The following is a 20,746-nucleotide window of genomic DNA, read 5'->3' on the forward strand; positions in this document are numbered from 1 at the left end:
CAGTCGCGATACATATCGCTTAGGTGTCAACTTCAGATAAAAATAAATGAATAGTATATCGTTCTGTTGAAATGAGATTAATTAGAAAAAAATATTTTTTTCTAATTAGCCTTTACTGCTGTCAGCTAAAGCTAAATGTCTTTGGTAAAGGCTAATGAAGTATTCGTTGTTAATTTATAAATTATTCGGCCCGTTAGGCAAACTTTTGGTAACACTAGACTGTACATGAGCGCTAGAGCTACAGCTGATTGCAATATAATAGACGACATCTCACTTAATTTCAATAGAGATAAATATAATTAAGTTGATGTATAAGCGATAGTTATCGGGATCGCAGAAAAATACGCAGATAAGGCGCAGATTTTTGGAACGCTTTGCAAACCGTTCTAATATTAATTTGAATTGAAAAATGTTGTTTGATAAAAGTAAAACAGATCTGCGCCTTATCTGCGGAATCTGCGGGATACACATTAATATAATCCTAAAAATTGTACCTTGCAATTGAAAGGTATAACCAAATACCAATAAGCACATTATTAATTACAATTACTAATTGTCCACTCTCCTAGCTTCACTTACGAAAAACCTCTGTCTGGTCTGTGAAAACAGACAAGCGCGAAGTCTTTCTTACCTTTGATGATGGCCCAATTCCAATTATAACACCATGGGTACTTGAAACTCTTAACAAGTACAATGCAAAAGCAACTTTTTTTTGTGTTGGAGATAACGTGAAAAAAAATCCGGAGGTGTACAAAATGATAATAGAGAATGGTCACAAAATTGGTAATCACACCATGAACCATTTAAATGGCTGGACGAATTTCAACAAAACCTACTTCGAAAATATAGAAAAGTGTAATGCAATAATTCACTCCGATCTGTTTCGTCCGCCTTACGGAAAAATAAAACCTACTCAGATAAATCATCTTAAAAAAAATTACAAGATCATCATGTGGGATGTCTTGACAAAAGATTATGACGAAAGTGTAGTCGGCGAATATTGTTTCGACAAAGTCCGAAAAAACTGTAAACCAGGTTCAATCGTTGTCTTTCACGATAGTCTGAAAGCAGAAAAAAGATTACGGATTGCTCTTCCAAAAACCCTGGATTATTTATCGAAAGAAGGATATACTTTTTCTGCACTGCAATGAAAATAACATTTTTGATCTTTTATTCCATGTTGTTGTTATTAATTTTACAATCAACAACTTCTGCTCAGGATACACGTGGTACAATAGGCGTTGGAATTTCAGGCGGAGCCATGAATTATGAGGGCGACCTCGACGACAATTTTACACTCGTCTTTACAAAACCTGCTTTTGGATTGCATGCAATCTTCGTTGTTTTTCCAAGAATACATTTTCGTGTTGCAGTATTACATGGAAGTATTGCTGCGAATGATGCACAGGCTAATTTCACGAGCAATGGACAAAGAAACCTGAGTTTCTATAGTGACATCAATGAAGCAGGATTTCATATTCTGTATTCATTGCAAACGAGAAAGAGAGGATTTACGAAAAGAAATTTTGCTGTTCCATATGTATTTGCAGGGATAAGTTATTTTCAATTCGCTCCAAAGCGTTCAATTAATGGTGTAGAATATGATCTGCAATCAATCGGAACAGAAGGTCAGCATTTACCGGGAACATATCCTGAGCCTTATAAATTGCAACAATTTTCAGTTCCACTTGGAATCGGTTTCAAAATAAAAGTGAGTAAAAATTTTGATGCAGGAGCAGAAACGGGTTTCAGAAAAACTTTCACTGATTATTTAGATGATGTTAGTGGCAACTACCCCGACAAATCAGCATTATATAATGCACAAGGTCCGGTAGCATTGTATCTGAGTGATTCATCAGTAGAACCTAATGTTTCATTTTCACCACGTGGTAATCCAAAAAACAGCGACTGGTATGTTTATACAAATATCCATTTGACTTTTTATCTGACAACATCACTTTTCAAACCTTACCGATTGAAAAGTCAGTTTCGTGGGAATACTTGTAAAGGTTTGATGCCGGGGAAATAATCGCACCTCCATTCTCCTTATCCTATCTTCTCCTCCAGCCACAACCGATAATTTAAAATGTCGGCATCAGCAGCTTCTTTGTTGGAAGGAGTCAGAATGAGGTTTTTTATTTTGGTCATCAACGTTTTTTCTTTTCGAAGTGAATCGGTTTTGATCAGGTTTGAAATGGCTTCTATCATCAATACTTCTCTTTCATTTGATTTACGGGTGAAGAAATCGTTGTATTCTTTTTTAATAAGACGGATTTTATTTTCAAGTACGTCAAAGTCTTTCAACTCATAACGGATCATCAATTCAGCAATAGCGATTTTAAATTGCAACGACTGATCGGCAGTTATATAACCCTTCAGAATAAAAAGTTTATTCAGGCTCCGGATTGACTGATGATAATCTTTCGTATCAAAATATGAAACTGATAAATTCAGGTAGATAAACATTTCATAGAATGGAACAGAAACGATCTTTTCATTCGTCCGCATTTCATTTAAAATTTCAATAGCCCGGCCACGGTCAGATTTACTGTAATTGATCACCAATGAATTGTAATAAAAGAACAAATACTTGTCATAAAGCGACCGGCTAAATTCTTCCATTGCTTCACGCAATTTATTTGCATACACCAATGACTCTTTCACTTTGTTGTTCTTGAATAAAGCATTGATGATGTAAACAAGCATTTGAAGTTTTACATCATGATTTGTTTTATTAAAAAGTTTGTCGGATGTAAAATCGCCAAATGTTTTTAGCAGATATTCTTCAAGTGAAAAATAATCCCGTTTCTGCAATAAGATCTGACTAACGGAGTGATAGATCTTAAAACGCAACATCGGACTTTTCTGCAATTCTACATCTGATGAATATTGTTTGACCGTTTGTTCAAGAAGTTCGAGGACAGGGTTTTCATCTGACGAAAAATTTTGTGTAACCTTCATTTTATAACTTACAACGGCCAATACATCATCGATCGTTCTCACTTTTCTTATCTGTTCATGGTTTTGTAAACGGAGTTGGATGTATTTTTCAGGATCGATGCTTACCATCTCATGTGAGAGCCGGATGTAGTCACCATAAATTATATCCAGCAATTCTGCATTCTCGGTTTTGAGGGCTTGCGCTTCTGCCTTTTTTAAAAAATACAATGTTGTTTTTGTATTGTTCTTTCCTAAAAAATATTTCGCCAGAGAAAGCAAATGCAACAGATATAAATTTTCGTCATCATCAACATGCTGTAACATCAGACTTTTATTCAGATCCGCAAGCAATCGATTTCTTAAGCGGTAGAACGCATTCTTATCGCTCTTACGATAAAGTGTATGAACGATCTTTTCTTCATCGTATTCGTCGCCCGACTTCCGCATGTAGTCGAACAGTTTTTCATCCATCCTGTCTTCATGGTAATGACTTCTGCCCATAAAGAGCTTGAAGAAACGAACTTGTTCCTTCGACATACCTGAAACGATAGAATTTAATACATCCATGACAAAATTATTCTCAAAAAAGCTGATTTTTAGCTTGAATTTGCAATTACACCTATTTTGAATAAGTAAGAAATATAAAAAATTAAATAGTGTCTGTCAAGGCATTGTTTAAATTTGATTATTCAAATAAGAACAGAATGAAAATACGCTACATACTTTTGACCCTTTTCATGGCAGGAACTTTCCTGTCGTCTAATGCACAGGTGCATTTACAGATTTCAAGTCTGAGCAGATTCCCTGTTTCACCGACTGATACTGCTTATGAAAGTCTGACCTACGACAGCATCCTGATCCAGGTTCAGAACATTGGCAATACTCTTCTGAATGCTGATAACATTACGATTTTTATACAGGGAGGGACGCCTGCATCAGGGCCTGATATCCTCTATGAGGACACCAATGCGCTTTACTCTATTCAGCTCGGCAGTTCGGCATTGATCAATGCATCTGGCTTTGTTTTTAAGCCTACGCATTTTGAAGATGGAGATAATATTGTAGTTGTTTGGCCACAGGCCAGAACCACTCCTCATATATCAGACAGTCTTACTTTTCATATCTATTATGTTTCTCTGCTTGGTGGTTTAACAAACATAGCCGAAGAACCGGTTATTATCAGTCCAAACCCTTTAAACGATTTTGTTGCCCTCGAAATTCCGTTAAATATAGCTGCTAAACAGGTAAGAATTGTCGATATGTTGGGACGAACAGTCATTAAATTGAACGAAGGGTTCAACTATATTCCAACGACCGACTGGACTCCGGGTATGTACATTCTGCAATACACCGACAAATCCGGTAAGCCCGTTAGCAGAAGGTTGATTAAAAGGTAAGTGGAAATTGGTAAGTTGTGATTAGCACTGTACACCGGATTGAATGTGTTATTAGTTATTCGTTATTAACTATTCGTCCCTATCTTTGTTCTTTCTAAAATTATGGAACAAAAAAACCTCGAAGGAGGCTATTGTCGCAGTTTAACAGCTTATGAAAGATTGATCACCCGTGAAGTGAAAGTGGGTGATCTTATCATTGGCGGAAATCATCCGATCAGGATTCAGTCGATGACGACAACTGATACGATGGATACAATTGCAACTGTTGAGCAGAGTATCAGAATGATCGATGCCGGTTGCGAACTGGTTCGCATTACAGCGCCAAGTCTGAACGACGCAAAAAATTTAGCCAACATCCGAAACGAACTCAAGAAACGTGGCTATACGGTTCCTTTGATCGCTGATATTCATTTCACACCAAATGCTGCAGAAGCTGCTGCAAGAATCGTTGAGAAAGTTCGTGTGAATCCGGGAAACTATGCAGACAAAAAGAAATTTGAAACGATAGATTATTCCGATTCAACTTATGAAGAAGAACTTGATCGCATCCGTGAACGATTTGTTCCACTCGTAAAGATCTGTAAAGAATACGGAACCGCTATGCGAATCGGAACTAACCATGGCTCTTTAAGTGACAGGATCATGAGTCGCTATGGAGATACTCCATTGGGCATGGTTGAATCAGCTTTGGAATTTTTACGTATTTGTGAAGATGAAAATTATTTCAATATCGTTTTGTCGATGAAGGCAAGTAATCCGCAGGTGATGGTTCAAGCCTATCGTTTGTTGATTGCGAAAATGAATTCTGCCGGTATGAATTATCCACTACATCTCGGAGTAACAGAAGCCGGTGAAGGAGAAGACGGACGAATTAAATCTGCAGCAGGTATCGGAACATTACTTGAAGATGGTATTGGCGATACTATTCGTGTTTCGTTAACAGAAGATCCGGAATTTGAGATCCCTGTTGCTAAAGCACTTGTTGACCGGTATTCAAAGCGTAAAGTTCTATCTAAACCAATTCACGACATTACAATTACCGGAAAATTGAATATTGAATCGGATCTTCAATTATCATATTCACCATTTGAATATCAAAGAAGAAAAAGTACTCCTGTTGGAAATTTTGGCGGACATGATGTCCCCCGGGTAATTGCAGATTTAAGTGGGCTTGAAAACATTTCTGCTGCAGCATTATTTTCATGTGGATATCAATATGTGGTTGATGCTGACAAATGGAATATCGGCGACCAGGCTTGTGATTATATTTTCACCGGAAACAATCAGGTAGACTTTGATATTCCCGGAACACTGGGAGTTATTGTCAATCAAAAATCGTGGGAGCAAAACAGGATCAGAAATTATCCGCTTTTTACTTTTAACGAATATCTGAATTCAGAAATAAGATCAGCTTCATTGAACTTTGTTTTAGTTACAATTGAAGATATTTTTAGCGATACATTTAATTCAATAAAAAAATTCAGTTCAACTACAGTTTTAGTTTTTGAAACAGAAAATGAACATGGCATGGCTGAACAGCGCCGGATGTTTATTGAATTAAACAGATGTAAAATTGATTTACCTGTTATCATCCGCAGATCATATTCTCTTGACAACGTCGATGAAATCTCGCTTTATGCATCAACAGATAATGGCGCATTGTTCCTTGATGGTTTTGGTGATGGAATCTGGATCTCAGCTCCTCGCATTACTGCAAGAAAGCAATTGAATTCAACAGCTTTTGGAATTCTTCAGGCAAGCAGAACAAGAATATCTAAAACAGAATACATCAGTTGTCCGAGTTGTGGCCGTACATTATTCGACTTGCAGGAAACAACAGCAAAGATCCGAACAAGAACTGATCACTTAAAAGGAATTAAAATTGGGATAATGGGTTGTATAGTGAATGGTCCCGGAGAAATGGCAGATGCTGATTATGGATATGTCGGAACCGGAGTTGGAAAGATCACACTCTATAAAGGAAGAGAAGTTGTCTCAAGAAACATAGACTCTGAAAAAGCTGTAGACGAGTTGATCAATCTTATCAGGGAAAACGGAGATTGGGTAGAGCGAAGAAGTTAGAATTTTAAAGTTTCTCTATTACAACAATTAATTGCATTCCTGTTTTGGTCTTTTCCATAAATTTACGAAGTACACTATTTAAAAACGAAGGCAGGTAAGTAGGTCCGACAAAATAATGGTGGTCAACTACTTTATAGTTATTTATTGCGCCATTTAATTTGAACGACTTCAAGTCGAATTCGAAAAGATGGTATGGCGGATGCATCGGACTTATATTTGCCACAAAAGGCTGAAACGTAAATTTGTAGAATAGATTAAAAATTTTGTTTACAGTCCATGAAGAATTAGGAACTTCAATTTCAATTTTGCCACCTTTCTTAACGTATTGAAGAGCTTGTTTCAAGCTTTCAGAGGGCGAAGCGAGGTGCTCAAGTACAGCACCCATATTTATGTAATCAAAATAGTCATTCTGAAATTTTGCATTTTCAATAGAGCTCCGGACTATTCTTGATTCGGGTATTCCGGTTTTTTTTATAGCATAATCACAAAATTCTTCTGATGGTTCTACTCCTATTACATCCAGTCCTGCATCAAGCATTGCTTTCATTGCAAAACCAACACCGATACCAATGTCCAGAATTTTTCCATTCTGGCCCCCGTACCTGGTTGCTTTCAGTACTCTTGCATTATTACCGATGATATCGGGTTTAAAATAGCTTTCATTCCAATATTCAGCAGGTTCTACTCCATAATGATCCTGAATATTTATCGGCAATGGTTGCGGATTAGAAAAGATCAATCCACAGTTCATGCATTTCTGAATTGAAGTGATCAATGCAGGTTTTCGCCTCGGATTTTTACCTTGAGAACGATCCATCCTTCGACCTACCATTTTAAACCTGGTAGATGGACATTTACACATATCACATTCAGTGATATACCTGAATTTATAGGAGATTTCTTTCAATCGTGTCGTTGAATTATTCTACAAAGAACAAAAAAGAATTGAACAATCCATGGGGTTATCAAACTTTTAAGGCACCCTTTTGACTTTATTTTTTGATGTAATTCTGGAGAGCCTTAACATATCCTTCAAATGCTGCGATTCCTTTCTTTGTAATTTGTACGGTTGTCAATGGATAATTATCACGGAAAGTTTTCTCAACGGAAATGTAATCAGCCTCACTCAATTTTGAGATCTGCACACTCAAGTTTCCTGCTGTGGCTCCTGTCTTTTCCTTCAAATAAGAAAACTCCGCCTCTTTTACGCCGATGAGTACCGACATAATTGCGAGGCGAAGTTGCGAATGTAAAAGTGGATCTAATTCATCAAACATATTCACTGTGTTAGTATTCAGGAAGCTTTCTTAAACTTATTCTTGAGCATATGTCCTGGTATTATGTAACCAAGCAGTACGGCAAAGGCAAGGGCAATTAATTGCTGTTCAAAAAAAAGAAAGAAAGAAAAAGCTGCAAGGATCCAGTTGATGATCCCGCCTACAATGAGAGGTTTAAATTTCAATGCTCCTCCGGAAATAAATAACCAGAAGCCATACACAATCATTACCATCGGATAAGTATTTAATTGCAACTTCGACATGAAGAAGAGTACCATAAATAGTGAAACTAAAAATGATACCAATACATATTTCATCAATGAATCGATATATGATTTCACTTTAACTTTCTTTTCCTGTCTGCTGCCATAGATTGAAGTAACTATTCCGGCGGCCGGCATTAAGATCATCCAGCCTATATATGGATATTCATAATCGATCTTCAACAGAACAAAATTCAGAACCGTTGCAGCAAAAACTGTCCACCCCCAAAGCAGAAAATAAAAGCTCTCATCTTCCACTTCATGTTGGGCTGTCCTTATCATTCGTTCGATAAGTTCAAGACCTTGTTCAGAATTAATTATTTTATCATTTTCCATATTATTTCTTTTAAAGAATTATGAAACACTATACCTTTTATTTGCATTGCTCTAAAAGTTGTTCAGTTACTGCTTGTCCCCAATGAGGAACGATCTTATTTATCGGTTTTTCAGCTTTAAATTTATCCAACGCAGTCTGAAGAACAGGTAAAGCTTTATCTTTTCCACCACCATAATTTGCAGGAGTGTAAAATAGTCCGGAACCTTTCAGAAAATATGCACGTGGATTTTCCGGATTTAACATCAGCGATCTTTCAGTAAGCATTCCTGATTTAGGTCCAAGTTTTTGCCCTCGAGTCATCGGATCGATACTGATCTTCATTGAATTCACCCATGACTGAATCACAACGATCTCAGAGTTGTCAGGACTGATTTCATCAGCACGATTGATAATTGCTTCGGCTTTATCAAAGTACTCGTCCTTCTTTGCAGGAGTTTCCTGTTTCATGCCGATCATTACAGTGCAGAAAGCCTGGTAATACAACGGTAGCCATTCAGTAAGATTTGCATTTGCAATCCGTTCGAAGGTATTATTCGCAACGCTGTATGTTGTAATTTCTGTTGCAGAGTCGAGCATTGCAACATTTCTTTCCATGACAGCCATATATTTCGGATCACCTGCTTTTGAAGAAATGGAGATCACACTGATTAGGAGAATAAAAAGAATCTTTTTCATGAGTTTTTTGTTTTGAAGTAGTGTATGAGTATTACTTAATTGAATTTATCAGAATCATCTTTTTGTGAACCAATATTGACGAACATTCCTATAAAGAAAAATCTCGCTGATGTCGGTCCAACTTCCTGTCTTCTTGAACCATCGGAAGAATAATTATAGGAGAAAACATTTTTCACTCCCGGCACATTGTTAACGGAGAATACAAGTACCGTGAATGATTTTTTAATACTTGTAAGGTAACTGAAACTCACACTCAGGTTATGATAATCACGGGTGCGGTCACTAAGAAAGTCAGGATTATTGGGATTGTAATATGGCCGACCGGTGCTATATCCGTATGTGAGACTCGGCGCTAAACTTATCTTTGGAAAGAAATATTTGAACACTATACTACCTGTATGATTCGCAGCAAAAGTTGGCATTGCTTCCTTTTCAAAATTATTGTACAATCTTTTTGTATCGAGAAAAGAATATGAGATCCAGTAATCAGCTCTTTTAATTGTTTTCTTATCACGATAAAAAAATTCAATTCCTCTTGAATGTCCGTATCCATTATTCGTTCCCGAAAAATTATTCTGATTTAAGTAGAACAAGTTGCTGTAATCTTTATAATATGTTTCTATTCTATAAGTACGTTTATCACTTACATATTGATAATTCAGAATGTAATGCGTTGCCTGTTCGAAATTCAAACCGGTATTTGTATAACTCAGTATGTTATTTTTTTGCGGCACTTGGTAAAAATCGCCGTATGCAAAAGAGAACTGACTGAATTCACCGGTTTTATATGCCAGCGAAATTCTTGGAGCAAGATTTTGTTTACTCAGGATTTCAGAATTCTCTCCTCTGAGTCCAATTCTTGAAACCAGTTTCGTAGTTATGTAAAGATCTGCTTCGACAAATGCTGCAGTATATTTTTCTTTGAATTCAGTTGATGAGAATGTGGAGTAAGCTGTTGAACTATTCACATTTTGAAATTCTCCACCAAATCGTATGACAGAAAGTTCGCTGATAGGATGAGAAAAAGATAATCTTGTTTCAAGAAATGAATTTTTATTCTGAATCGGAAAATCATTTATAAAAATGAAATCTTTATTATCACTATAAGATGCAGCAGCATTTAATGTCCATGATTTCAAAACTATTTCTTTATAAGACAGGGAAGAATAAAAATTATTGTTGCGTAAACTAAAATCATATTTTCTTTCCAAGAGTGGATCTGCTGTATCAGAAACTGCAAGCGCAAGTTCATTCCATGAATAAGAAGCAAATGCTTTCAGCAATCCTGTCTTGGAAGTTTTATGACGCATAATGAAAGATCCGTTAGCAGCACGTGGTGATTTTTTCCAGTCGCGGTTCTGTGAAAACAATTTAAAATATGGACCAAGATCTGTGTAACCGCCAAAAACTCCGATTGATGTTTTTTTATTTTTAAGAAGTTTTGTTGTACCTCCACTTAATCCTATTGACATGACGCCGATATTTGTCATACTTTGATCAGGGAAATCCTGTGATTCCAGAATTAAAACAGACGACATAGCTTGACCGTATTGCGCCGAATAACCTCCGCTACTGAATGAAGTTCCTTTGAAAAGGAAAGGAGAAAATCTTCCACGTTGTGGTACATCAGGAACCGAAGAGAAATATGGATTGTCGACGAGTAAACCATCGATGTATGTTTTTGTTTCCGATGCATCGCCACCTCGAACAAAGAGTCCTTCTCTTTCACCTACTAAACCTGTACCCGGTAATGTTTGTATTGCACCATAGATATCACCGGAAGCTCCGGCTGTTGTAACAATGTCGAGCGGACGAAGCATTACCATTTTCTTTTCATCACTTGCTTCGAAAGAACCTGCGGAGATGGTTACCGTTTTCAATTCACTCACTGCATCTTTTAAAATGATATTGATAGAGAGTGGTTGTGATGACAAAGAAATTTTTTGTTCAAATGCCTGAAAGCCGATTGAAGTAGCGGCCAGGATTTTTTCTCCTGTCTCTGTTGTTTCGAAAGAATATTTTCCGGCTGCATCGGAAGTTGCGCCATCATAAGTGTCTTTGATGAAAATGTTAACGCCCGGAAGACTTACACCTTTTGAATCCTTGACGGTCCCGAAAATGGTCGTCTGGCCTGAAGCGGTTACCTGAATAAGTAGCAGGCTAAATAGTAGGAGTAGTTTTGTTTTCATGACCTAATTACATGACAAACATAAATTAGTTTACGTTATAAACCAAATTAAATGCACGAAAAATTTGTATTTTATTGTATTTGAGATGTTTATGGGTTTGGGTATTTCAGAAAAAAATTAAACACGGAGAAAAAGGAGTAAAAAAGGGAGAAAAAGGAGAATAAGAGGTTAATGTCTTTCGCAGCAGTCCATTTCATTTCACTTCACTTCATTTTACTTCATTTTACTTCATTCAATTTTTCTCCCTTTTTTCCTCCTTTTTCTCTGTGTTTAAAAAAATATTACCCAATCACACTGTCAACCCAGCTTTTCCCCCACTCCGACATTTCCTCTTCAGTCCATAATTCAGGGAAAAACACCCGGCGCTGGAAACGCGGAGGCAGATATTTTTGCCAGTTCGTTCCACCGGTTGCTTTGATGTCTTCCGGATCTTTTTGCAGATAACGGACTGCAGATTTATAATGACTTAATGGCCAGTTGATATTGACGCAAACATCTAATGTCCTTAATGCTGCTATCAACTTCGGATTACTTTTTTCTGCTTCAGGAAGTTTGTTATATAGCGTATGAAAATTAGTTGCAACTCTTTGCTTTGCCAAAGATATCAGAGTGTCAGAATATTTCTGCTCAAATTGTTCGAGAGTCAATGTCTTTTTCCCTGTTGCTAATTCTGTCGCACCTGCTTTCCAGTAGATGAATTCAAACATTTCTTCAATCGGAGAAGTTGAATTGAATTTATCTCGATGATCTTTACTCACCAAACGAATGAATTCTGTTGAACAGATCTCTATCATTCTGTATTGAGCGCTTTGGAAACCACTTGCAGGAAGCAAACTCATTCTGAATTTTAAAAATTGCTGATGCTCCATTCCATCCACCATGATATCGAATGAACGAATGAGGTTTTCAAAGTATGAATTGATGCGTGTTAAACGTGCAATAAAAAATTTAGCATCCAGATTTTCTTTTGCAGCTATCTGATCGAATTCATGCAGGCATAATTTGAAATAAAGTTCTGTGATCTGATGATACATAATAAAAATATGTTCATCCGGAAAACTTGTCTTTGGATTTTGCAGCGACAACAAAGTATCGACATGAATATAATCCCAGTAGGTAAGAAAATCTGCATACAACAATCCATCAAGGTAAGACAGCAGATCCTGTCCCATGGCATTGTACTTTTTCTCCAGCTCTTCTATTCGTTTGGCAACTTCGGGTTTGATTTCCATGGGGACAAGGTCGGAAAAAAATTCAATTCCTTGGAAGTTGTTACTGGGAAAGGATTCAGGTTTACAGGATACGCAATTTCCTTAGGAGCAAACAAACAGCTTATTGAATTGATAATTTTTGATTTGCATCTCCCGACCCCAGAGGGGTCACATATTGGTAGAAAAAAAATATGATTGTAATCACGACCCCAGCGGGGTCGCATATGAAAACGCCATGCAACATGCAACGAAAATAAAATTTATTTTTTCAAATGAAACAGATTGCCCAATCACATACGACCCCTCCGGGGTCGTGTTCACGAAAAACATTCGTTTTTCTACCAACATGTGACCCCGCTGGGGTCGGGCGTCGAATCATGCGACCGATATACAATTCTATTGAATCAAGATGACAAACCCAGAAGGGTCACATTTTGGCAGAAAAAAAATGTTTTTAATCATACCCCCCTTCTGGGTGGGGTTTCGCATCGAGTTTATGATAAATAATTTATGAAGTAATTTCTGAAAAATTAAAAGTTACCTATTGCAGGTTGACTTGTCAGGAAAGTATAATAACGTCCTTCTAACAAATTTCCATTTACTCAAGAACTTTTGACATATTGATACTTTCTCTTTACCAATGACAAATCCTTATTTCACTATAGCCGGCGGCCCTGCAAGATTCGAATAATCCACAAGATCCATCTTTATCGAACCAACCATAATATCTGTCTGAACCCGAACCGGAATTTTATTCTGGTCATCGCTTACCCAGATCGTCATGTCTTCCTGGTCTTTGAATACACGACCTTGTTGAAGCATTGGACGGAGTTTGATGCAACGGAAATTTCCTTTTTTGCTGGAGACAATTTCTCTTCCAAGGAATTTAAGATTCAGTGGAATCACTGCATCATCTAAATATCCTGTGACTTCAAAAATATCACCTTCTTTTGCTGATGTGAAATCAATTGTCCGCGCATAGTAGAATGCAGAAACTAGATCTTGTGTATTATCAGGAATAGCGATCGTTGCTTTTTCACTTTTTGCAGAATCAGAATAATGATTGAAGCTGACATTCTGATTGATGATATATCCACCTTCATTTACACGTCGGATAAACAACCATGGAATCATTGCGTCTCTGTCGACAATACTTTCATAACGATCACGAACTTTGAAGAACCAATCGAATGCTCCGACAGATTTACCACTTCCTACGAAATGATAACAATCGCGGCCACCTAAATTTGTATAATCGGGTTTGACTTCTAGAGTTGCTTCACCGGCATCCATGATACCATAATGGATCCTGAATTTTAAAACTTCGCCCGGCTTGAAGGCTGTATTATTTACTGATCGAAGTCCTGTTGGCGTTACACTGTCGGCTGAAAATCCGACGAAGAGTAATGCAATGAAAAGACTGATTTTATTTTTCATGCTAGCGGTTTTGCAAACACTGTACCGAAATGAATTTTCATATTTAAAGTTAACGAAAAAAGCGGCTGAAACATAACGTTTTCAGCCGCTTTTTATTTCTATAATGACAGGAGATGTTTATTCTTCTTCGTTTTCGTTCTTAATTTCAGCATTCTCATCGATTGCCTCAACATTATGCTCATTTTCCAGATAAATAGCCTTGCGATCAGGAATTTCCATCACTTCCTCAGCATCTGCCAATTCTTCTGATTCCATTGAAATTTCCTGAATTTCGGACATATCAGGTTCAACTTCAGGAGCAGATTCCAATGCTGTTACTTCTTCTGAATTTTCAGGAATATCTATCGAATTTACATCCGATTCCGGGTTTTCATTTTCAGAAGGAGCTGCATTTTCAAGATCAGAAGAATCCATCATTTCAGTAGCAGTACCGATCTCATTTCCATCTACATGAAGGTCTTTCAGTTGAGGAAGATCTTTCACATTCTTGATACCGAAGTAATCCATGAAATTACGGCTTGTGCTATAAAGTACAGGACGACCGGGACCATCACTTTTTCCTGAAATTTCAACTAATTCCTTTTCGAGAAGTTTCTGAACAGCATAATCACAGCTTACGCCACGAATGTGTTCAATTTCAGACTTTGAGATTGGCTGACGATAAGCAATGATAGCCAACGTTTCCATCTGAGAAACCGAGAGTTTTTTCTTCGATTTATGCTGAATAAGGGAGTTGATCGTAGGGTGATATTGCTTTTTCGTCAAAAACTGGTATCCTTCAGAGATCTCAATCAATTCAAATGCAAAGTCGTCCGATAAATATTTCGATTTAATTCCTTCAATAGCCTCGATAACCTCTTCATCTGTCAGTTCCCATTCGAACGACAATTTCAAAGAAGCCTTAATTTCATCGAGCGAAATACTTTGTTCTGAGCAAAATATGAGCGCTTCGACCTGTTGTTTTAATAACTCCATTCTTTCCTTTAATTAACGATGCGAATATTGATAAATAAACGGTTGAAAGCAAAATTATTTGTTGACAAATGTTAGTAAGTAGTGAGTGGTAAGTAGCACTGTCAAGTTAAATGGTAAGAGTCTGGCTCTGATGCAAGACATTGACAGCTATAATTTAATAAACTTTTCAACGATTGAATAATTCTTATCTTTTATTCTAAGAAAATAAATCCCAGTGCAGCTGTTACATCAATTTCATTGACAAATAAACCTGACTTTATAATACTTCCATTCATATCGAATAATTCAAATATACCATTTTCAACTTCTTTTTCACAACTTATTTTCAAGGTCTCGATAACAGGATTTGGAAAAACACAATTGGCAGATCCAGGATTTATGAGATCAGTGTTTGATTCAAGGGTTAAGCAAATTGGGTGAGATTGGTCGTGGTGGTAATTGAAAAAAGAATATGCAGTGATTGTAGGATGATTTGAAGGTAAAAATGAAGATAAAATTTGACCGGAAGCTGTTCCTGTATTCAATTGCTCATGAACAATGGACGCAGTTGTTGTAATTCCTGGTCCAAGACATGAATCATAGAGTTGGTAATTAAACTCAAATAAAGAAGTGTTATCATCAAAAAGAATTTTACCATTTGCAAACTCCAAATTTCCGTAACAAAATATTGAAGACATAGGCCATACTCTTGTCGCAAGAACAACACCATTTGGATTAGAATCCACCATGGTGAAAAAATTTCGTGGTTGGTCGCTGAAAAAGAGAATTGTGTTATTAGGAACCTCACTCTTTGCAGATGAGCTGATTTTTTTTGTTGCTTTGCTACCGGGGGCCAAAAGATGCTGACTGATTTGAAAGTAAATAACTTGAATCACTCATTAATTTGATTGAAGAAAAATAAGTATTAGATCCACGCCAAACTTCAAACCCTCCGCTAAAAACTCCATTTGTATCTATACGATTTGCTCCAAAATGATGAGTATTTCGCAGATCCACCACGCCGATTTTGTATGATTGAATAATGATGGATATTTTTGGGATAAAAATTTCTAACACTCGTTAGTATCCATAACAATTATTGAGGGATAATAATGAAGAATACCAGTTCCAGAAGTTTGCATTGATGAGAGATAGAGCAAATTTCCATCGCTTGAAATGGTCAATAGGGGTTAGTATAATAGTAGTAACTATTTTCCACTAAAATCTTTCCAACAAACACCCGCATTGCTGAAACAATTGCTCTTATTCCAATTGTGAATACTTTACATAAATAGTCGATTGACTAATTGATTGAAAAGAAAACAAGAATAGGAAAGTTAAGACACACAGAACCTTTAAATTCATAAATAAGTCTTTGGATTTGTAAAATATTTTCATGACCAATTTTCTTGTTTAAAAGTTGAATGTAAAATTTTAACTTCATAAAATTTGTTAATTTACGTGAATGAAATTAAAACACACGCGTTACCTAATAAGTCTTGATCAGATCTATAATTTCTTTTTCTTTAAAAAGTGGGCGATACTGGGCTCGAACCAGTGACCCCTACCTTGTCGAGGTAGTGCTCTAAACCAACTGAGCTAATCGCCCTTTTTCATGTAGGAATTGAATGTAAATAATCACATCTTGACAAATTTAGATAAATTGATCCGGTTGTCAGAAATTATTTTGAGCAAATACATTCCTTTTTGATATTCGCTCACATCGATAATAGTTGTCTCATCATTTTTTATACTCAGGTTTCCTTTTTCGATAAGACTATTATTTAAATTATAAATTTCATACGTAATTTCTCCATGATTGCTCTTAACTCCACTGGAGCGAATTCGCATGATGCCGGATACAGGGTTCGGAAACACGTCAAATGAAACTCGGTTATCTAATTGTTCATTATTTAAAACCAAACAGTAATCTATAGAATTAAATAAAGGTGGAGTAATGGTATGGTAGGCTCCAACTTGTACAAGTGAATTTTGTACAGGTGAAAAAGTTGATGTATTCTGAACTACAACCGAACTCACTTGCAATGTTTCAGGAGTAATTACCAATGTATTAGTTATACCTGATCCTAGACAAGAATCTAATAGAGAATAATCGAAATTGAATTTCGAAGTCCCATCATCATAAATTATTGTTTGGTTTTGAAACTCAATTCTCCGTTCGGTGAAATAGAATCATTTGGCCAAATTCTTCGCGCAAGGACTGCACCTGTCGGATTAAGGATTGCACCACCTGAAAAACTAACTGATCCATTATCCGTAAAATTAAAAAACATTATAGTGTTTCCGGCAGAATCAACTTCACTAGTTCCAGGATAACAATGGTAGCTATTTAGTGAGATTGACTTTCTCCAAATTGCAGAACCTGATCTGTTGATCTTTGTAACAGTACTCTTACTGCTAAAACTGCCAGTTGGAGTTATAGTACTTAAAATATAAGAAGAATCTTTCATCAATTCCATTCCATTGAAATACGTATCAGTTAACATCCAGGCACCAATTGCATTGGTCATGTTGCCTAGTGTGTCAATTTTGGTTCCTTTCAGATGATAAGAAAGAGTTATATAATAGTCAAATAGCCATATACCTCCGTCTATGTTGGCGATTGAACGTGAGCTCGAATAAGCGCCAGCTAAATTCACTTCCCAATATCGTATGGCTCGAGTATTTCCTGTTGTATCCAAAACAATTATTGCAGGATAATATGTAAGAATTCCTGTTCCAACTGTTTGCATGGAAGTGATGTAAAGAAATTTTCCATCACTCACAATCGCTTTTAGGTGATTTGTATCTGAAATTCCTGTTTTAATCTTCCCAGTGAAATCAAAAACCCACTCTGTATTTCCCAATGTATCTGCTTTATAAATCAGGTTATCTGAAATTCCATACATCGAGACTTCCGACTATACGATCTTGGCTGAATAGACTTTTAAAAATAAAAGTTAAGAAGAATAAAATAAAGAATTCATTATCAATTGATTTTTAATCAATGTACCGTTAAAATAAAATTTACTTTTTCAAGATCAGTTAATTGATTGTAAACAATCAGCTAATTTGGTTCAAAACATACAAAAACCTTGATCTAAAATCAATCAATACACACCTACACCCACATTGACAATTTTCCCAAAACAACAATAAGTTTCTTAGGTGATTGTCCATTAAGAAATTTTTGCATGTCAGCATTTGCTAATACTTCTTTCTCTATTTCTTCTTTTGTAATGACATAGATGAAAGCGCCAGATTAAATTTCGTTTTCCCGTTCAATGAGATCGGATATGCAAATTCTGATTCAACTAAATATTCTTCTTTGAATTCAGGGAATGTTGTTTTGGTTACGCTCTCTTTGTTTCCTAAAAGCTGCCATAATTCTTCTGCAATGTGCGGAGCATATGGAGATACAATGACAGTAAGCGGTTCAAGGATCTTTCTTTTGTTACATTTAAGATCAGTCAATTCATTTACACAGATCATGAATGTACTCACAGAAGTATTGAATGAGAATTTCTCTATGTCTTCCTTTACTTTCTTGATTGTTTTATGAAGTGCTTTGTATTCAGCTTTGGTTGGTTCTTCATTAGAAACATCAAACACAAGATCTTTTCCCGGCTCGGGAGTTTTGTGATACAATTTCCAGAGTTTGCGAATAAAACCTGAAGTTCCTGTGATGCCATTCGTATTCCAAGGCTTGGAAAGTTCTAGTGGACCGAGGAACATTTCGTATAGGCGCAAACAATCGGCGCCGTATTTATCGATCATCAGGTCCGGACTTACAACATTCCATTTCGACTTCGACATTTTTTCGACTTCGTTTCCGCAAATGTATTTTCCGTCTTCCAGAATAAATTCTGCATGTTTATATTCTTCACGCCATGCTTTGAAAGCTTCAACGTCCAATACATCGCCTTCAACAATATTCACATCGACATGCAATTGCGTATATTCGTATTGTTCTTTCAATCCGAACGATACAAACTTATTACTGTCTTTTATTCTGTAAACAAAATTCGAGCGACCCTGAATCATTCCCTGATTGATCAGTTTCTTTGCAGGCTCATCAATAGAAATATAACCACGATCGCATAAGAATTTCGTCCAGAAGCGAACGTATAATAAATGTCCTGTTGCATGTTCGGCACCACCTAAATAAAGGTCAACATCTTTCCAGTAATCAAGTGCTTTCTTCGATGCGAACTCTTTATCGTTGTTTGCATCCATGTATCTCAAAAAGTACCAAGATGATCCTGCCCAACCCGGCATTGTTGTCGTTTCAAGCGGATGACCTTTGTAACTCCAGTCTTTCGCTCTTGCCAAAGGTGGTTCGCCATCTTCTGTAGGCAGATATTTATCTACTTCGGGTAATACAACAGGCAGATCTTTTTCATCAACTGCATTTGCAATTCCATCTTTGTAATAGATAGGAATTGGTTCGCCCCAGTATCGTTGACGACCAAATACAGCATCACGCAAACGGAAATTTATTTTTCCTTTCCCAATTCCTTTTGATTCAATTTCAGCAATTGCCTTTTTGATTGCTGCTTTTACATCCAATCCATTCAGAAAATCTGAATTGATCAGCTTGCCTTCTTTAGCATCGTACGATTCATTTGAAATATCGCCACCGGAAACAACTTCTTCGATCGGTAGTTTAAAATGTTTTGCAAATGCATAGTCGCGTGAATCGTGTGCAGGAACTGCCATGACTGCTCCTGTTCCATATCCTGCAAGAACATAATCGCCTATCCAGATCGGAATATGTTTTCCTGAGAATGGATGAATGGCGTATGCTCCCGTAAATACTCCGGTAATATTTTTCACTTCAGCCATCCGTTCGCGTTCGCTGCGGTTCTTTGCTTCGATCACATAACTGTTGACTTCATTCTTATAATCATTCGTTGTAATGATGTCGACATATTCATGTTCAGGTGCAAGTGTCATATAGGTTGCACCAAAAATTGTATCAGGACGAGTAGTAAAGATCAATAGTTCAAGCTCAGAGTGCGCAATTTTGAAACGCACTTCTGCACCTTCACTTCTACCGATCCAATTTCTTTGTTGTTCACGAAGTGAATCAGGCCAGTCGATCTTATCTAATCCATCGAGCAAACGCTGAGCATAAGCAGTGATCCGCATCGACCATTGCTTCATCTCTTTTCTTTCAACAGGATAACCACCACGCTCGCTTACTCCATCTTTCACTTCATCATTAGCAAGTACAGTTCCCAATGCCGGACACCAGTTGACCATTGCTTCAGAGATGTAAGCCAAACGATAATTCAACAGTATCTCTGCTTTCGTTTTTTCATCAAACGATTTCCAGTCAGCAGCAGTAAACAACCATTCATGTGAATGAACAGCCTGAACATCTTTATTACCCGATGATTCAAATGTTGAAATAAGCAATGAAATATCTTCTGCTTTATCTTTAGCAGTATTGTACCATGAATTGAACAATTGAATAAAGATCCACTGAGTCCATTTGTAATATGAAGGATCTGAAGTACGAACTTCGCGCGACCAGTCGAAAGCAAAACCGATGTTATCGAGTTGCTGACGGTAACGGGCAATGTTTTCCTCAGTTGTTACTGCAGGATGTTGTCCTGTTTGAATAGCATATTGTTCAGCAGGCAAACCAAACGAGTCGTAACCCATTGGATGCAGAACATTGTAACCAGACAGTCTTTTGTAGCGGGCAAAAATATCAGAAGCTATATAACCAAGTGGATGACCGACATGTAATCCGGCTCCGGAAGGATAAGGAAACATATCGAGCACATAATACTTTTCTTTTGATGAATCAGTATCGGCGCGATAGGTCTGATTTTCTTTCCAGTACTGCTGCCACTTCTTTTCAATGATACTAAAATTGTACTCCATAATGCATTAACAATGATAAACAGGAATTCTGTTCAGTGAGGTTTAGTTGATGAACATGCGAATGTAGAAAAATAAGACGAAAGGTCATT

General features: G+C 36.8%; 18 protein-coding genes and 1 tRNA gene. 4 read left to right on the forward strand and 15 right to left on the reverse strand.

The genetic code is table 11. The features are described from left to right. Positions 1 to 599 precede the first annotated feature (599 nt). Both IPL24_11170 and IPL24_11175 read left to right on the forward strand, forming a co-directional pair. Positions 600 to 1,151: a polysaccharide deacetylase family protein gene (locus IPL24_11170; GenBank protein MBK8364210.1), complete on the forward strand. Its 552-nt coding sequence runs from the start codon at positions 600 to 602 to the stop codon at positions 1,149 to 1,151. Further along, positions 1,148 to 2,029 (forward strand): hypothetical protein, encoded by an 882-nt coding sequence (locus IPL24_11175; protein MBK8364211.1) that lies wholly within the window; start codon positions 1,148 to 1,150, stop codon positions 2,027 to 2,029. Before IPL24_11170 ends, IPL24_11175 begins: the two co-directional genes overlap by 4 nt. A gap of 17 nt (positions 2,030 to 2,046) precedes the next feature. Here IPL24_11175 and IPL24_11180 read toward each other — a convergent pair whose 3' ends face one another. Next, entirely contained in the window at positions 2,047 to 3,507 is a 1,461-nt protein-coding gene (locus IPL24_11180) for a hypothetical protein (GenBank protein ID MBK8364212.1), read from the reverse strand. A gap of 137 nt (positions 3,508 to 3,644) precedes the next feature. On the opposite strand from IPL24_11180, the gene IPL24_11185 reads away from it, so the two are divergent. Together IPL24_11185 and ispG are read left to right on the forward strand one after the other, a co-directional pair. Further along, positions 3,645 to 4,337 (forward strand): T9SS type A sorting domain-containing protein, encoded by a 693-nt coding sequence (locus IPL24_11185; protein ID MBK8364213.1) that lies wholly within the window; start codon positions 3,645 to 3,647, stop codon positions 4,335 to 4,337. Positions 4,338 to 4,439: 102 nt separating this feature from the next. Continuing rightward, positions 4,440 to 6,419 (forward strand): (E)-4-hydroxy-3-methylbut-2-enyl-diphosphate synthase, encoded by a 1,980-nt coding sequence (gene ispG / locus IPL24_11190; GenBank protein ID MBK8364214.1) that lies wholly within the window; start codon positions 4,440 to 4,442, stop codon positions 6,417 to 6,419. A gap of 4 nt (positions 6,420 to 6,423) precedes the next feature. Here ispG and IPL24_11195 read toward each other — a convergent pair whose 3' ends face one another. The 14 genes from IPL24_11195 to IPL24_11260 all read right to left on the reverse strand — a co-directional run bounded on the left by IPL24_11195 (position 6,424) and on the right by IPL24_11260 (position 20,657). Then, positions 6,424 to 7,236 carry a class I SAM-dependent methyltransferase gene (locus IPL24_11195; GenBank protein ID MBK8364215.1) on the reverse strand — a complete coding sequence of 271 codons (813 nt, stop codon included), beginning with the start codon at positions 7,234 to 7,236 and terminating at the stop codon, positions 6,424 to 6,426. Between the two features lie 175 nt (positions 7,237 to 7,411). After that, positions 7,412 to 7,696: a transcriptional regulator gene (locus IPL24_11200; GenBank protein MBK8364216.1), complete on the reverse strand. Its 285-nt coding sequence runs from the start codon at positions 7,694 to 7,696 to the stop codon at positions 7,412 to 7,414. A 17-nt stretch (positions 7,697 to 7,713) separates the two neighbouring features. After that, complete coding sequence (locus IPL24_11205; GenBank protein ID MBK8364217.1) at positions 7,714 to 8,295, reverse strand: hypothetical protein; 582 nt, start codon at positions 8,293 to 8,295, stop codon at positions 7,714 to 7,716. 37 nt (positions 8,296 to 8,332) lie between these two features. Continuing rightward, positions 8,333 to 8,971 carry a hypothetical protein gene (locus IPL24_11210; protein ID MBK8364218.1) on the reverse strand — a complete coding sequence of 213 codons (639 nt, stop codon included), beginning with the start codon at positions 8,969 to 8,971 and terminating at the stop codon, positions 8,333 to 8,335. A gap of 35 nt (positions 8,972 to 9,006) precedes the next feature. Further along, positions 9,007 to 11,160: a TonB-dependent receptor gene (locus IPL24_11215; GenBank protein ID MBK8364219.1), complete on the reverse strand. Its 2,154-nt coding sequence runs from the start codon at positions 11,158 to 11,160 to the stop codon at positions 9,007 to 9,009. A gap of 281 nt (positions 11,161 to 11,441) precedes the next feature. Continuing rightward, positions 11,442 to 12,392, reverse strand: a complete 951-nt coding sequence (locus tag IPL24_11220) for a tryptophan 2,3-dioxygenase (GenBank protein ID MBK8364220.1) — start codon at positions 12,390 to 12,392, stop codon at positions 11,442 to 11,444. Between the two features lie 630 nt (positions 12,393 to 13,022). Beyond that, complete coding sequence (locus IPL24_11225) at positions 13,023 to 13,808, reverse strand: DUF3108 domain-containing protein (protein MBK8364221.1); 786 nt, start codon at positions 13,806 to 13,808, stop codon at positions 13,023 to 13,025. Between the two features lie 117 nt (positions 13,809 to 13,925). Then, positions 13,926 to 14,783 (reverse strand): SMC-Scp complex subunit ScpB, encoded by an 858-nt coding sequence (gene scpB, locus IPL24_11230; GenBank protein MBK8364222.1) that lies wholly within the window; start codon positions 14,781 to 14,783, stop codon positions 13,926 to 13,928. 147 nt (positions 14,784 to 14,930) lie between these two features. Further along, the gene (locus IPL24_11235; GenBank protein ID MBK8364223.1) at positions 14,931 to 14,993 is read right to left on the reverse strand and encodes a hypothetical protein; all 63 of its coding nucleotides are present in this window, start codon (positions 14,991 to 14,993) and stop codon (positions 14,931 to 14,933) included. Next, positions 14,975 to 15,511 (reverse strand): hypothetical protein, encoded by a 537-nt coding sequence (locus tag IPL24_11240; GenBank protein MBK8364224.1) that lies wholly within the window; start codon positions 15,509 to 15,511, stop codon positions 14,975 to 14,977. The genes IPL24_11235 and IPL24_11240 overlap by 19 nt, the downstream gene beginning before the upstream one ends. 785 nt (positions 15,512 to 16,296) lie before the next feature. Continuing rightward, a tRNA-Val gene (locus IPL24_11245) sits at positions 16,297 to 16,371 on the reverse strand. 29 nt (positions 16,372 to 16,400) lie between these two features. Beyond that, positions 16,401 to 16,802 carry a T9SS type A sorting domain-containing protein gene (locus IPL24_11250; protein MBK8364225.1) on the reverse strand — a complete coding sequence of 134 codons (402 nt, stop codon included), beginning with the start codon at positions 16,800 to 16,802 and terminating at the stop codon, positions 16,401 to 16,403. Between the two features lie 107 nt (positions 16,803 to 16,909). Further along, entirely contained in the window at positions 16,910 to 17,671 is a 762-nt protein-coding gene (locus IPL24_11255; protein ID MBK8364226.1) for a hypothetical protein, read from the reverse strand. A gap of 313 nt (positions 17,672 to 17,984) precedes the next feature. Further along, on the reverse strand, positions 17,985 to 20,657 hold the full coding sequence (locus IPL24_11260; protein ID MBK8364227.1) for a leucine--tRNA ligase: 2,673 nt from the start codon (positions 20,655 to 20,657) through the stop codon (positions 17,985 to 17,987). Between the last annotated feature and the right edge of the window lie 89 nt (positions 20,658 to 20,746).

Source organism: Bacteroidota bacterium (genome assembly GCA_016711505.1).
Classification (GTDB): domain Bacteria; phylum Bacteroidota; class Bacteroidia; order AKYH767-A; family 2013-40CM-41-45; genus JADKIH01.